Consider the following 14,028-nt stretch of genomic DNA (forward strand, 5'->3'; position numbering starts at 1 on the left):
TCCCGGTCGGTTTCAGCGCCTTCACTGCATCGGCAAACGTGTCCACAGGCGCATGATCCACCGCGAAAGGCTTCTGGAAATCAGCCAGGTCCTGGCGCGACTTCACCATCAGTCCGTTCACGTCGAATAGCGCGTTGCGCGCCCGTGCTTCGTCAATAGTCAAACCTTCCAGCACCATCGCCTGGCTAATCAGTTCGGCGATGCCGGTCCCGGCCGACCCACCGCCCAGGAACAGGAACCGCTGGTCGACAAGCTTCTGCTTCGAGATATGAAGCGCGGCAAAAATTCCCGCCAGCGCGACCGCAGCCGTGCCCTGGATGTCGTCGTTATAGGTGCAGATCTTGTCCTTGTATCGCGCGAGCAGCGGCACGGCATTGAAGTTCGCGAAGTCTTCCCACTGGATGCAGCATTTCGGATGCAACTCCAGCGCGGCTTCAACGAACTCATTCACGAACGCATGGTAGTCATCGCCGCGAACACGTTCCTGACGCAGGCCAAGATACAGGGGATCATCGAGCAAGTCGCGGTTATTGGTGCCCACGTCCAGCGTCACCGGCAAGCAGTACTGAGGTGGCACGCCTGCGCAGGCCGTATAGAGCGAGAGCTTGCCGATAGGAATGCCCATCCCGCCGACACCCAGGTCGCCAAGTCCGAGAATGCGTTCGCCATCCGTCACCACGATAAACCGGACGTCCTTCTCCGGCCAGTTCTGCAGCAGCTCTTTCACCCTTCCCCGCGCCGAAATGGGCACATACATGCCCCGCGTCGCACGAAAAATATGGTTGAATTTCTGGCACGCCTCGCCGACTGTCGGTGTGTACACGAGCGGCATGAATGTCGCCGGATCGGACATGATCGTGGCGTAGAACAAGGTCTCGTTGCGAGCCTGGAGATCGGACAACAGCAGATATTTTTGCAGGTCGTTGTCGAGAGCGGCCAACTCCGTATGGGTACGCGCGACCTGCAATTCCAGCGAACTGCTGCCCGGCGGCAGCAGCCCCTCAAGATGGTATTGGCGGCGCTCGGCTTCGGTAAAGGCGGAGCCTTTGTTAAGACGGGGATCGCGAAGGATATCGCGGCCGGTAAGCTCGCAAGGTTTTTGCATTGCAATATTCCTTTCAACCGGCGCGTACGGACCGCGCCGAATAGCGTACGAATACGTCGCGTGCCACCCCACCCACCGCTAGAAAATAGCCAAGCCACGCGACGAAGAGAACAAAGCCTTACGACGACAAAGCCTGCATGTGGACATACAAATCGCTCTTGCCTTCAAAGCCGATGCCGGGAAGTTCTGGCAAGGTCACGTAACCATTGTGCACTTTCACGCCGTCCGGAAAGCCGCCGAATGGCTGGAACAGATCCGGATACGATTCGTTGCCGCCCAGGCCGAGACCCGCTGCAATGTTCAATGACATCTGGTGGCCGCCGTGCGGAACGCAGCGTGAACGCGACCAGCCGTGCTGATGCAACATGTCCAGCGTACGCAGATATTCAACCAGCCCATAGCTCAACGCGCAATCGAATTGCAGATAATCGCGGTCGGCTCGCATGCCGCCATAGCGGATCAGGTTACGCGCATCCTGCATCGAGAACAAATTCTCGCCGGTCGCCATTGGTTTGTCGTAGTAATTTCTTAGCGTGGCCTGCAGTTCGAAATCGAGCGGATCGCCCGGCTCTTCGTACCAGAACAAGTCGTATTGCGAGAGGGCCTTTGCGTACTGAACGGCGGTGTCCAGGTCGAAGCGGCCGTTTGCATCGACGGCAAGCTTTTGACCGTCCTGCAGCACAGATAGCACCGCGTCGATCCGGCGCAGGTCTTCGTCAAGCGAACCGCCGCCTATCTTCTTCTTGACCACCGTATAACCGCGGTCAAGATAGCTGCGCATCTCGTCTTTCAGCTTGCCGAAATCCTGCCCGGGATAGTAGTAACCGCCCGCTGCATAAACGAAGATGTCGCGATCCGGCGTGCCGTTGCCATAGCGGTCCGCCAGCAACTGGAACAGCGGCTTGCCTTCAATCTTCGCGACCGCATCCCATACCGCCATGTCGATCGTGCCGATTGCCACCGAGCGCTCGCCGTGTCCGCCCGGTTTTTCGTTCATGAACATCGTGGCCCAGATCTTGTGCGGATCGAGGTTGTTACCCGAGGTCGACGTATCCAGCAGCGAATCCGGCTCGGCTTCCAGCACGCGCGGAATAAAACGTTCGCGCATCAGCTTGCCTTGGCCATAGCGTCCGTTCGAATTGAAGCCGTAGCCCACAACTGGTTTGCCGTCACGAATGACGTCGGTGATGACAGCGACCAGACTAAGCGTCATCTTGCTGAAGTCGATATACGCATTCCGAATGGATGAGCTGATCGGAATGGTCTGCTCGCGGATTTCCACGATTTTCATGTGACTGTCTCCTGAGTGCCGCGCAATGCCGCAATGTGATTGGGAACGCTTAAGCGGATAACGAAGCTTACGCGCGTGCAGTCGCGTTACACTTCAACGATACACATATGATTATTCAGTTTAAGTGAAGAACGACGTCACCTCCGATCTTGAGTTTTTTGTCCAGCTAGCGCGCCTCGGCAGCTTGTCGGCTGCCGCGCGTGCGCTTGATTTGACGCCACCGGCGGCTACCCGGCGCCTTGCCCTGATGGAGCAGCGGCTGGGCGTCAGGCTGGTCAACCGCACCACGCGCAGCGCGAGTCTCACTGACGAGGGCGACACGTATCTGCGGCACGCTACGCGTATTCTTGCCGCCGTGAGCGAGATGGAAGACGCCGTATCGCGCAGCCGCGAAGCACCGCGCGGCATATTGCGCGTGAATGCCTCGCTCGGTTTCGGCCGCACGACCATCGCGCCGCTCGTCTCCGCGTTCGTGCAGCGTTATCCTCAAGTCGAAGTCCAACTGGATGTAACGGACCGGCCGGTGGATATTGTCGAGCAGGGTTTCGATCTCGCCATCCGCTTCGGCGTGCTACCCGATACGCGGCTCAATGCGCGCCGCATCATGTCGAACCGGCGCTACCTGTGCGCATCGCCGGCGTATCTGCAGCGGCACGGCAACCCGGCCACGCTTGGCGAACTCGCGCGTCACCGGACTATCCTTCACCGGCAGAATGACGACGCCTACGGCGTCTGGCGCTTCACGCGCGACGGCGAGACAGTGTCGGTGAAAGTACATGGCGCCCTCTCGAGCAATGACGGCGACATCGTGCTCGGATGGGCGCTCGATGGACACGGCATCTCGATCCGCTCAGAATGGGACCTCGCGAAATACCTGGAAAGTGGCCGGCTGAAAGTCGTGCTGCCGGATTTCCTGCTGCCACCGGCGGATTTATTTGTCTACTATCCAAGCCGCCGCAATCAACCCGCGCGTATGCGTGCATTCATCGACTTCCTGGTCGAGCACTTTCGCGCGTCCCAGTAACCCTGTTTGGTGATATCGACTGCTCTGTCATGACAACTGCCCGCATTGCGTATGTACAGTGGCCCGAAGAATTGCAACCGGCCGGACCGGCATGGGACACCATTCACCGCTCCGTGGAAAGTGCCCGTCCCGACATTCTCGTCACCAATGAAATGCCGTTCGGCCCGTGGCTCGCGGAGCATGCGAACTTCGATGCACAAGCCGCGCAACGTAGCATCGCACTGCATGAGCAGGCCCTTGATGCGTTGAGCAGCCTTGGCGCGGCAGCGGTGATTTCATCGCGTCCGGTTGCATTCGACGGTCGTCTCGCCAACGAGGCGTTCGTGCTGGAATCGAACACGTATCGCATGATCCATCACAAAAAGTACTTCCCGCAGGAGCCAGGTTTCTTCGAGGAAGCGTGGTACGTGCGTGGCGCGGGTGGATTCGACTGCGTGCAAGTCGGTCAGATCAGGGTGGGCGTTCTGCTCTGCACCGAGTTGTTCTTCAACGACCGTGCGCGTGCGTATGGTCGTGATGGCGCTGATCTCATCGTGACGCCGCGCGCTTCCGGAACGTCGTTGTTGCGATGGAAAACGGCGGGCACGATGGCGGCTATCGTGTCGGGTGCATGGTTCGTCAGTTCAAACCGGCATGGTCCGGGCGCGATCGGCCAACAGTTTGGAGGCGTCGGATTCGTGGTGTCGCCTCAGGGTGTCCTGCTTGAGGAAACCAGTGAAGCAACGCCGATGCGCATTGTCACAATCGACCTTGATGCAGCCCGCGCCCAGAAAACGCAGTACCCGTGTTACGTGAAAGAGATGCCCTGATTCGGACGGGTCCGGATGCGACAGACGCACCATGGCGAGCATTTATTGCTGAGTCGTTCGGTGACCGTCGAGCTCGACGATTTATTACCGAAATAGGTCAACTCTTGTGCACCACCTCAGGGAAAAGGACTCATTGTTGCGGTATTGGCAAATATTTTTCGCCGAAACTATCGTTCAAAATCAACAATAGGCGGCCTAGACTTGTTTTCATCAGAAGCGCATGCAGACACAGGCACTTTGTCTCTACGTCTTCCGACATCGAAAACAAATTCTGGAGGTGCCATCATGACGAAGTCAGCCAAGTTACCCAAGTTAGTTCTGCCGGCCCTGCTTGTTGCCTCTGCGCTGGCGGCTCCTATGATTGCGTCTGCTCAGGACAACAACGCGCCTGTGACGCGTGCGGAAGTCCGCGCCCAACTGACCCAGCTAGAGAAGGCAGGCTACAGCCCGGCGACCAACGACAACTACTATCCCCAATCACTGCAACAAGCGCAGCAACGCGTTGATGCATCGAACGGAATAGCGGCGCAAGCCTACGGCCCGTCGACCAGCGGTACATCAGCTTCAGGTTTGCACGTTCTCGTTGCACCGGCTTCCGGCGACGCCCAGCACTCGATCTACTTTGGTCACTAAGATTTGATTGAGGCTTGATTGACCGTGCCGCTGCGTAATCCCTTAGCGCAGGAACCAAAATCGCTCATTGCTTAAAGGCGCCGAGCGATTTTTTCATGCGCGGTAATCAACTAAGCTGTGCTCAGCACCCGCCAGGTTTGAATCGCGCATCAACGGTCCAAAGATGGCCTTTGCAGCGCCGTCAAACACGCAATGACTTCTGCAACATCGCGAGAACCGCGCCTGCGGCAAGCAGGATCGATGAATACACGAGCCCACGAGCCAGGCCCGCGCCATCCGAGATCCAGCCAATGACTATCGGCCCGACAATTTGTCCCACAGCGAACACGATCGTAAATACGCCGATTCCGCGAGTCCATTGCGTGCTCGGAAGATTGTGCCGGACGAACGCCGTAGTCGACGCCACGGCCGATAAAAACGTCGCCCCGAATAACGCACCCGATACGAATGCCACCGCCGGTTGCGTGAACAACGCGGGCATCAACGTCGCCAACGCGAGGACCGCGTTGAAGACCGCCAATGCCTGCCCGCCGCTCATGCGGTTGAGCAGTCCCGACCAGAGCCAGGCTGAGACAATGGTTGCCAGACCGAGCAACACATAGAACGCAGTCACGACCGCCGCGCTCATGCCGGCCGCGCGAAGCAGCGCGATCAGAAAGGTCATGTAGCCGATATAACCCACGCCGAACATCGCGTAACCGGCCAGCATGAAACCGACACGTCGCCAGGGCAAAGGGCCCGGACGCTGTGCTGACGCCGCGTGTGCAGGAGAAAGAGCCGGTGCAGGTTCGCTTTGCTCGATCCTGCGCGCGGCGGCAATGGCGGCTAGGGACGCCAACGCGCAGGCCGCGGCCAAAGCGAACCACGCCCATTGCCAGCCATGCGGACCGCTGAACGTGGTCATGGGCACCAGCAGCGCCGCGACGACTATCCCGCTGCCCGCACCACCGTAATAGAGTCCGAGCACGAGGCCTGCATCGCGTGGATGAGCCGTTGCAAGACGCGCTGCCAACACGCCGCCGCCGACGAAGATCAACGCACTGCTGATGCCGGTGACGACCCGTTGAGCGAGCAACGCATGGGTATCGGAAACCAGGCCGCCGAGGGTCATCAAGGCGGCCGTCAAGACACATCCCGCGATGAAACAGAGGCCCACCGGCCATCGACGCGATACAAAAGGAAATGCAAGCGCGCCAAGCAGATAACCAAACGCATTGGCGGTGTTCATCGCGCCGGCTTGCGCGAAGCTCCAGCCGAGATCGGCCTTCATGGCGGGCAGCAGGAGAGCATAGGAGAAACGCGTGAGGCCTAGCGCGATTGCGCTGCCGAATGACAAACCCGCGGCGAGAACGAGCGTGTGCTGGCGAGAGCGTGATGCGTGAACAGGTGCTGCCTGTGCCGCGGTGCTGCGTGTGTCATCGATCATCGGCTAAAGGCGGCTTGTGGGCTGACGGCCAAGAGACTCGGGACGTTAGCGTTACTCGATGCGGCCATGGTCTGGCGGCATGTCGCTATGGTAACGCCTTAGCCTCAGGGCGACACTCCCTCGCCCTGCTCAACGCCCTGATGCCGAGTCCGCCCTTCTGCTTAACTAAAACTCGACTTCAAAACGCAGATAGCGTGCCGAAGCACGCTATCCAATCACCCCGTAGCACATTCACGGCCCTACTTCTCGCTAGGCGCACCCGACGGCCTGACATTCGTACACGTCGCCACGCATCCCAACACGAGCGCCACGCCGGTCACCACCAGCGCGCCGTTTGCCAACCCGACGCCGGCCGCGACAACCGAACACGCGGCATACCCATTCAACGCAGCGATAAAAACCGGATACGCGTGATCGGCCATTGCCATTGCAAGGTAAGCGCCGATCAACGCGATCATTGCGCCGATGATCACCACCGCCACCGCACCGCCTTCAAACCCCGCCGTATAGGCAATCACCGTGCACAACGCGGCGCAGGAAAAGTGCATCGTGCTCGTCAGCTTTGTATTCGATACACTGAAACGCACGCGGCTCAGTACGAACGCCAATGCAATCGCCACGATGCCGCCGAGCGCCGTCCACTCGATAGAAGCGCCCGGATCGAAACCAAGCGCACGATCTGCTGACGCCGACGCAAGCGCGGCCAGCGCCAGCGCACTTTGCAGCGACGCGGGCGTGGTCCTGCCCAAGCGCGGCATCAGCATGGCGAACGCGGCGATAGCCAGCGCCACGAGCGTTGAGTCGAAGCCCGTCGCCATACCGTAAGCCACGATCACCGCCGCCCCCACGCCGGTTGCATCGCGTAATGCCTGCCGCCGCGTGGGCGAAACACCGCCCGGCGCCTTCAAATTCTGCATCGACGCCATCACTGCAAACGCACACAACGCACCGTCGAGCATTGATGTCTCCGCATCAGAGCAAGCGATTAACCAGGGTCCCGATCCCTTCGATCGAGACACATACCTCAGCGCCATCCTTGATCGAGCCGATCCCGAGCGACGTGCCACAAGCAATCACATCCCCCGGTTCAAGCGTCATGTCGTGCGAGATCAGGCTGACCTGTTCGGCGGGCGTGAAGATCATGTCGTCGATCGGATAATTTTGCCGCTCGACGCCATCGAGCGTGGTGATCACGCGCGCCGCACGCCAGTCGAATCCGGTGGCGATCGTGGGTCCGAGGCACCCGAATGTATCGAATCCTTTGGCGCGGCACCATTGCGGAAAGTTCGGATCTTCCTGCAGGAGTTCGCCGGCCGTAACGTCGTTGACGCACGTGTAGCCGAAGATCGCGGCCTCAGCTTCTTCCACCGATACCGACGAGCAACGCCGGCCGATGACAATGCCGAGCTCGCCTTCGTAAGCGATCTTGCCTTCGTAGCTGACAGGGCGACGTATCGCCTCTTGGGTACCGATCACGGTCCGTGCAGGTTTGATCAGGAACAGAGGATGTTTGGGCGGCGCTTTATCGAGCTTCTTCGACAGCGCATAGAAGTTGTTCCAGAGCGCAACGATCTTGCCCGGCTGACACGGCGCCAGCAGCGTGAGCTCGTCTATGCCCAATTCCTTGCCTGTCGGCTTCGTACTGTCGATGTCGAAGGGAGAACCCTCGTACTGCATCACACGTCTGCCATCTTCCGACAGCGTGCCAAAGCCCACCACGCCATCGGCGCGGGAAAAACGAATCCAGTTAGCCACGTTGAAAGCCCTGAAGAAGTGGTGCTGCCGTCTTTGAAGAACGGCAGCCAAAACTAGCGGCGATACCTAGCGTTACCTGCCCGTGCTACCGCACGAACCTAGATCGCCCCGAGGCTTCGCAGCGTCGCGACCTGATCGGGCGAATACCCAAGCTCCGCCATCACTTCGTCCGTATGCTCGCCCAGGAGAGGTGAGCGCACGACGTCGGTGGGGCTATCGGAGAGCTTGATCGGGTTGCCTACGGTGAGGTATTTGCCGCGCACAGGGTGATCCACTTCGACGATCGTGCCAGTTTTGCGCAGCGACGGATCTTCCGCAATTTCCTTCATTGAGAGGATCGGGCCGCACGGAATATCGTGCTGGTTCAGGATCTCCATGGCTTCGAACTTGGTCTTTGTCATCGTCCACTGTTCGATCTCGGCGAAGATGCCCTTGAGGTGCGGAAGGCGTGCGGCAGGCGTGCGGAAGTCGGGATGGTCGATCCATTCTTCCTTGCCGATCACCTTGCAGATTTCGCCCCAGACCGGCGCTTGCGTGATGAAGTAGATGTACGCGTTCGGATCGGTTTCCCAGCCCTTGCACTTCAGGATCCAGCCCGGCTGGCCGCCGCCCGATGCGTTGCCGGCGCGCGGCACGGCCTCGCCGAACGTGCCGTTCGGGTACTGCGGATATTCCTTCATCGTGCCGGTGCGTTCAAGCCGTTGCTGGTCGCGCAGCTTCACGCGGCAGAGGTTGAGCACGCCGTCCTGCATGGCGGCGAGGACTTTCTGGCCGCGGCCGGTGGCGTTGCGTTGATAGAGCGCCGTGACAATGCCGAGCGCGAGATGCAGGCCCGTGCCTGAGTCGCCGATTTGCGCGCCGCTGACGACCGGCGGGCCGTCGTCGAAACCTGTTGTCGATGCCGCACCGCCTGCGCACTGCGCGACGTTCTCGTAGACCTTGCAGTCTTCGTAGGGGCCGGGACCGAAGCCTTTCACGGACGCCACGATCATCCTCGGGTTCAGTTCCTGAATGCGTTCCCACGTGAAGCCCATGCGGTCGAGCGCGCCGGGGGCGAAATTCTCGACTAGCACGTCGCACGTTTTAACGAGCGACTCGAGGACCTTCTTGCCGTCCGGGTTTTTCGTATCGATGGTGATCGAACGTTTGTTGTGGTTGAGCATGGTGAAGTAAAGACTGTCGGCGTCGGGAATATCGCGCAGTTGTTCGCGCGTGATGTCGCCTGCGCCGGCGCGCTCGACCTTGATGACATCGGCGCCGAACCATGCAAGCAATTGCGTGCAGGTCGGGCCCGATTGAACGTGCGTGAAATCGAGGATACGCACCCCGTCGAGGGCTTTGCTCATGCCTGTCTCCTAACCTTTAGCAGGTTTTATCGTGGTACTTGTGATGCGCTTCGGTCGTGCCCTGCGGGCGGTACCGGGTTTTAGTGTTGCGGATTCTGTTCTGTTCGGATTTGCTCTGAACATGATGGGCTGTTTTTCCCCGCTTCAGTAGATGGGGAGGCCCCTCATGCCGCCGCGAATCAGCGCTGTCTCTGTGATATACAATATTCCATACACAGTATTAGTCAAGCGTTTTTGCTTCAAACCAGTACGATTGTGCGGCGCAGTAGACTGAAGATGCCAGCGTAATGGCGGATTTTGTTAGTTTTCTGCTGCAGTGCGCGAAATTGGGAGGCAGGCGGGCCTGGTGTGACGGGATTAAGCTTTGTGCCAAAAGACCATGGCGTTATTTGTAGATTGAAGCGTCAGACGGAGTCGCTTCGACCCACACTGCTTATCATTTCGTCGGGTCAGCCTTGGAACGACTAATAACAGAACGAATGTTTGACTCAACGCATTGAGTTGCTAGGTATCCTAAGTAAACTGAACGAGGCGATGCGGATTATCCAGTGCGAAATTCTTCGCCGGCAGCGCGGGTAGCCCCTGGCGAGTTCAGTCACTGGTGGTGAAGCGTGTGGGTATCGGTGTGCGGAGAAGGAGAGGTTCAACAACGCCCCGAACAGGGAAGAACCAAGTCAGCGGCCATCACCTCGCCCCCCACCGCGCCCAAATCCAGTGCGAACGAAACCCACCCGCTCAATCCAGAAAATCGCAATTCGCCTCAACAAACGCCGCCAGATCCAGCGAATGCTGGCGCACCAGCCTCTCGACCAATTCGGTATCCCGCGCCTCAAGCGCCTCGATAATCCGCATATGGTCTTCAATCGACCGCGCCGCGCGATCGCTTTGCGAAATCGTCATCTTCCGGATCGCGCGCACGTGCACGAAAATATTCTTGATCGTATCGAAGATGATCTGCGACTTGCTCAACTGCACAATCGCCTGATGGAAAGCGATATTCGCTTCCGAATACTCTTCGATATGCTCGGCCGGCGCCTGATTCTGAAAATGGTCAAACATATGCCGTAACGTTGCAATCTCTGCGTCCGTCGCACGCTGCGTCGCGAGCCTCGCCGCCATGCTTTCCAGCGCGGCCCACATATTGATCATCTCGACAATCTCGTGCTTGGTCTTACGCACGATATAAATCCCACGCCGCGGCACCGTTCGCAGAAACCCTTCCTGCTCGAGCAACGTCATGGCTTCGCGAATCGGTGTGCGACTCACGCCCAGCGCCTCGGTCAAATCCTTCTCATCCAGCCTGATCTCTTCCCGCGAGCGATAAATATCCGCCTCGGAAATAGCCTGGCGCAGTCGTGCATACGCCTGATCGCGCAACGATACCGTCGCGTTGATCGGCGCCAGCGAAAGCGTCACGCCAACAGGCTTACCTTCCGCACGCGGCTCAAGAAGACCAGCCGGTGTTGCAGCAACTTCAGTATCAGATGGCATTGATGGTTTGATGTCCCAGGTTCCGCACGCCCGTCGTCGCCCGTGTACCCGTGCCGCCGCCCTGGTCATCCGCCGTCAGCCCAGCGTACCGACCGTTGTCCTGCGCGCGCTGCAACACGTCTTGCGGCACCGCCGATGCCAGTGCAAACGTCACACCCACACCGCCCGCTACCAAGGCAATTCCCATTACGACTAATAAAGCGATGCTCATTTCCGGCTCCTAGTGGTTTACTCCAAGAGCCTTCAGTATATGTTGCGTCGCAGCGCAACGCAACATATTTCGTATGTGATATATCAGAAACAACGACCCTTCTGTGTTCGCAGTTTAAGCGGCTTTTTGCGAACGTGTGAAGGATTCAATCGTTTTGATACCCGGCTTGGCCGTTCCCTGGTTGACGCCTTCGCGCAGCTTGATCAGCGCGAGAACGGCGTCGATCATCGGTGTGTCAACGGCAAGCTTCCGGCCGATTTCCTGCACGACCGTCACAATCGGATCGATCTCCATGGGCCGGCGCGCTTCGCAATCCATCAGCATCGAGGTCTTGTGAGCCCCGACCGCGGCCGCGCCGTTGATGCGCTTTTCCACATCGACACGGAAATGCACCCCGAGTTGTTCCGCGATGCCCTGCGCCTCCTCCATCATCTGGCGTGACAGCTTGCGTACGGCCGGATCACTGGTGAGGACGTCGAGTGTGGCGCCCGTCAGCGCGCTGATGGGGTTGAAACACAGGTTGCCCCACAGCTTCAGCCAGATCTCGTCGCGGATGTTGTCGCGCATCGGCGCTTCCATGTCGGCGGCGCTCATGATGTCGTGGAACGCCTGCAGGCGCGGCGTCACCAACCCGCTCGGCTCGCCGATAGGAAATTTCTTGCCATACACATGACGGATCACGCCGGGTTCCGCAATTTCGGCGGCGGGAATCAGCACGCAGCCGATCGCCCGTTCCGGTCCAAGCACCTGCCATTGCCGGCCGCCCGGATCGACGCTTTCCAGCGTGGTGCCGGCCAGCGCGCCGCCGTGCTCATGGAAATACCAGTACGGCAGGCCATTCACCGCCGTGACCACCGCGGTATCCGGTCCCAGCAGCGGTTGCATCAAGTCGACCACGCCCGGAACCGAATGCGCCTTGAGCGCAATCACCACGTAATCCTGCGGCCCGAGCTCCGCGGGATTGTTCGTGCAGCGCACCTTGACGGTGTGCTCCTCACCATCAATCTGCAAACGCACGCCGTTTGCCTGCATGGCAGCCAGATGCGGCCCCCGTGCGACAAAACTGACGTCCGCTCCCGCTCGGGCAAGTTGCGCCCCCATGTAACCGCCGATCGCACCGGCACCGTAAATGCAAATTTTCATTGTCGTCTCCTGGACCGTTCCATCTTCTGATATACAACATATTAGATTCAGTATTGGATAACTGCCGCGAAAGCGCAAGAAAAAAGCGCGACTCTTTTTCAAGGAGCCGCGCTTCGAATATTCCGTGGATTTCGGGTCAGGCGTGTGCGGTTTGCAGCGGCTTATGTTCCTCATCATAGGACGAAACGACATGCGTCCAGATACGCGCTGCCTGCACCGGCAACGTACGGTTCTTCCGCTTCACGAGTGCAACGGTTCGCGTCACCGACGGCCACAGCGGCACTGCTTGAACCAGCGCTTGCGCCGAAGCTGCCCCTGCGTGCATCGGCTGGATGCCAATTCCGAGTCCCGCCGCGACCATGTGCTCGACGCTTGCGGCCTGGGTCAAGCGCTGAAGCCTGACGTTCGACGCGCCGTGTTCATCGAGCGCACGCGCGATGACATCGAAGCTGCCGGCGCCGTCGTCCAGAAGGAACAGACTCGCGCCGCTCAGGTCGCGCCATCGCACCGTGGCATGGGACGCCAACGTATGACGTGCCGGCACGATCGCGCAGACCGGATCAGAGAATAGCGTTGCCGTCGATAAATCGAAGAGATCGTCAGGATCGCTAATGTCCAGCGGACCGGTCAGCACGCCCATGTCGGCATCGCCGGCGCGCACGAGTTCGAGCACCCTGCCCTGCGGCGCATCATGCAACGTCAGCGCTATATTGGGGTAGCTCGCCCGGCACGATGAGAGCAGCGCCGGGAGCACCGAAGCGACCAGGTTGGAACTGCTCGCAATCGACACCACGCCATTTTCTGCCGTGGAAACCTGCTGCCCGAAACGCAGCGCCACTTCGAGTTCATCAACCAGTAACGCAATGCGCGGAAGCAGTGCGCGGCCGGTATCGGTGAGGGCGACCTGCCGCGTCGTGCGGTCGAACAACCTCAGTTCGAGCAGGTCTTCCAGTTCCCTGATGCTGCGGCTCGCCGCCGACTGCGTGACGCCGAGCGCGTTGCCCGCCTGGGTGAAACTCCGATGTTGCGCAAGAATCACGAACAGGCGTAACTGCTGCAGCGACACGCCCGACGCCTTCAATCCTTGTACGGCATCAGTCTGGCTACGGGTCATTGTGCCGACGAGTTGCGCGGGGCTTCTGTCCAGGCTGTCTGAAACCTGGCGGCATCCAGCCGGCTTGACTCCACAACCGTGTTATCGATCCAGCGCTTTCTCATCGGCGCGAGCACGAACTTCGCGCACAAGCCAGCAGCGATCGAAACGGTCGCTGTCACGATGAACACCGCGTCCCATGAGCCAATGGCCGACAGCACCGAGGCAAGGGGTACCAGCATGGAAGCCGTGCCCTTCGCCGTGTAAAGCGTACCGGCGTTGGCGGCGGCGTATTTGCTGCCGAAGGTATCCGCGCAGGTGGCCGGGAAGATCGAGAAAATTTCACCCCAGCACAGGAACGTCACGGCTGCGAAGAACATGAAGAGATACGGATTGTGGCCAAACTCCATGAGACCGAGCAACGCCACGCCTTCGCCGATAAAGATGAAGAACATGGTGTTCTCACGGCCGATCTTGTCGGAGATCCAGCCGCAGAGCGGACGCGTGAAACCGTTGCACAGGTTGTCGATCGACAGCGCCATGGTCAGGAGCGGCAACGTCACGCCAAGCAGGTTGACCGGCATCTTGGCAAAACCGTATTCCTTCGCGATCGGACCGAGTTGCGCGGTGGCAATCACACCGCCTGCCGCCACGAACACGAACATCATGTACAGCACCCAGAAGAGCGGCGAGCGCACCAT

General features: G+C 59.5%; 14 protein-coding genes. 3 read left to right on the forward strand and 11 right to left on the reverse strand.

Annotation, left to right across the window (positions count from 1 at the left end; genetic code table 11):
• Nucleotides 1-1,105, reverse strand: a 1,105-nt coding sequence (maeA, locus tag JWR14_RS24745) for an oxaloacetate-decarboxylating malate dehydrogenase (protein WP_299713448.1), incomplete at its 3' end; no start/stop codon positions are given.
• Between the two features lie 118 nt (nucleotides 1,106-1,223).
• On the reverse strand, nucleotides 1,224-2,396 hold the full coding sequence (locus JWR14_RS24750) for a mandelate racemase/muconate lactonizing enzyme family protein (protein ID WP_299713451.1): 1,173 nt from the start codon (nucleotides 2,394-2,396) through the stop codon (nucleotides 1,224-1,226).
• Nucleotides 2,397-2,520: 124 nt separating this feature from the next.
• Here JWR14_RS24750 and JWR14_RS24755 point away from each other — a divergent pair, with 124 nt between their 5' ends.
• The 3 genes from JWR14_RS24755 (at nucleotide 2,521) to JWR14_RS24765 (ending at nucleotide 4,862) form a co-directional block, all read left to right on the forward strand.
• The gene (locus JWR14_RS24755; RefSeq protein ID WP_299713454.1) at nucleotides 2,521-3,420 is read left to right on the forward strand and encodes a LysR family transcriptional regulator; all 900 of its coding nucleotides are present in this window, start codon (nucleotides 2,521-2,523) and stop codon (nucleotides 3,418-3,420) included.
• Nucleotides 3,421-3,449: 29 nt separating this feature from the next.
• Nucleotides 3,450-4,229, forward strand: a complete 780-nt coding sequence (locus JWR14_RS24760) for a carbon-nitrogen hydrolase family protein (RefSeq protein ID WP_299713457.1) — start codon at nucleotides 3,450-3,452, stop codon at nucleotides 4,227-4,229.
• A gap of 285 nt (nucleotides 4,230-4,514) precedes the next feature.
• The gene (locus JWR14_RS24765) at nucleotides 4,515-4,862 is read left to right on the forward strand and encodes a DUF4148 domain-containing protein (protein ID WP_299713460.1); all 348 of its coding nucleotides are present in this window, start codon (nucleotides 4,515-4,517) and stop codon (nucleotides 4,860-4,862) included.
• 181 nt (nucleotides 4,863-5,043) lie between these two features.
• On the opposite strand, the gene JWR14_RS24770 is transcribed toward JWR14_RS24765, so the two are convergent.
• The 9 genes from JWR14_RS24770 to JWR14_RS24810 form a co-directional block, all read right to left on the reverse strand.
• The gene (locus tag JWR14_RS24770) at nucleotides 5,044-6,288 is read right to left on the reverse strand and encodes a YbfB/YjiJ family MFS transporter (protein WP_299713463.1); all 1,245 of its coding nucleotides are present in this window, start codon (nucleotides 6,286-6,288) and stop codon (nucleotides 5,044-5,046) included.
• A gap of 239 nt (nucleotides 6,289-6,527) precedes the next feature.
• Nucleotides 6,528-7,247 carry a hypothetical protein gene (locus JWR14_RS24775; RefSeq protein WP_299713466.1) on the reverse strand — a complete coding sequence of 240 codons (720 nt, stop codon included), beginning with the start codon at nucleotides 7,245-7,247 and terminating at the stop codon, nucleotides 6,528-6,530.
• A 13-nt stretch (nucleotides 7,248-7,260) separates the two neighbouring features.
• A complete protein-coding gene (locus tag JWR14_RS24780; protein ID WP_299713469.1) occupies nucleotides 7,261-8,043 on the reverse strand; it encodes a fumarylacetoacetate hydrolase family protein in 783 nt (260 codons plus the stop codon).
• A 98-nt stretch (nucleotides 8,044-8,141) separates the two neighbouring features.
• On the reverse strand, nucleotides 8,142-9,389 hold the full coding sequence (frc, locus tag JWR14_RS24785; protein WP_299713472.1) for a formyl-CoA transferase: 1,248 nt from the start codon (nucleotides 9,387-9,389) through the stop codon (nucleotides 8,142-8,144).
• A gap of 735 nt (nucleotides 9,390-10,124) precedes the next feature.
• On the reverse strand, nucleotides 10,125-10,880 hold the full coding sequence (locus JWR14_RS24790) for a GntR family transcriptional regulator (protein ID WP_299713474.1): 756 nt from the start codon (nucleotides 10,878-10,880) through the stop codon (nucleotides 10,125-10,127).
• On the reverse strand, nucleotides 10,870-11,091 hold the full coding sequence (locus JWR14_RS24795; RefSeq protein ID WP_165104241.1) for a hypothetical protein: 222 nt from the start codon (nucleotides 11,089-11,091) through the stop codon (nucleotides 10,870-10,872). Before JWR14_RS24795 ends, JWR14_RS24790 begins: the two co-directional genes overlap by 11 nt.
• A 114-nt stretch (nucleotides 11,092-11,205) precedes the next feature.
• Entirely contained in the window at nucleotides 11,206-12,234 is a 1,029-nt protein-coding gene (locus JWR14_RS24800) for a 2-dehydropantoate 2-reductase (protein ID WP_299713484.1), read from the reverse strand.
• 136 nt (nucleotides 12,235-12,370) lie between these two features.
• Entirely contained in the window at nucleotides 12,371-13,348 is a 978-nt protein-coding gene (locus tag JWR14_RS24805; protein WP_299713487.1) for a LysR substrate-binding domain-containing protein, read from the reverse strand.
• Nucleotides 13,345-14,028 (reverse strand): MFS transporter (locus JWR14_RS24810; protein ID WP_299713490.1); only part of this gene is annotated, 684 nt, incomplete at its 5' end. The genes JWR14_RS24810 and JWR14_RS24805, both read right to left, overlap by 4 nt.

Source organism: Caballeronia sp., from assembly GCF_028292365.1.
Taxonomy (GTDB): Bacteria; Pseudomonadota; Gammaproteobacteria; order Burkholderiales; family Burkholderiaceae; genus Caballeronia.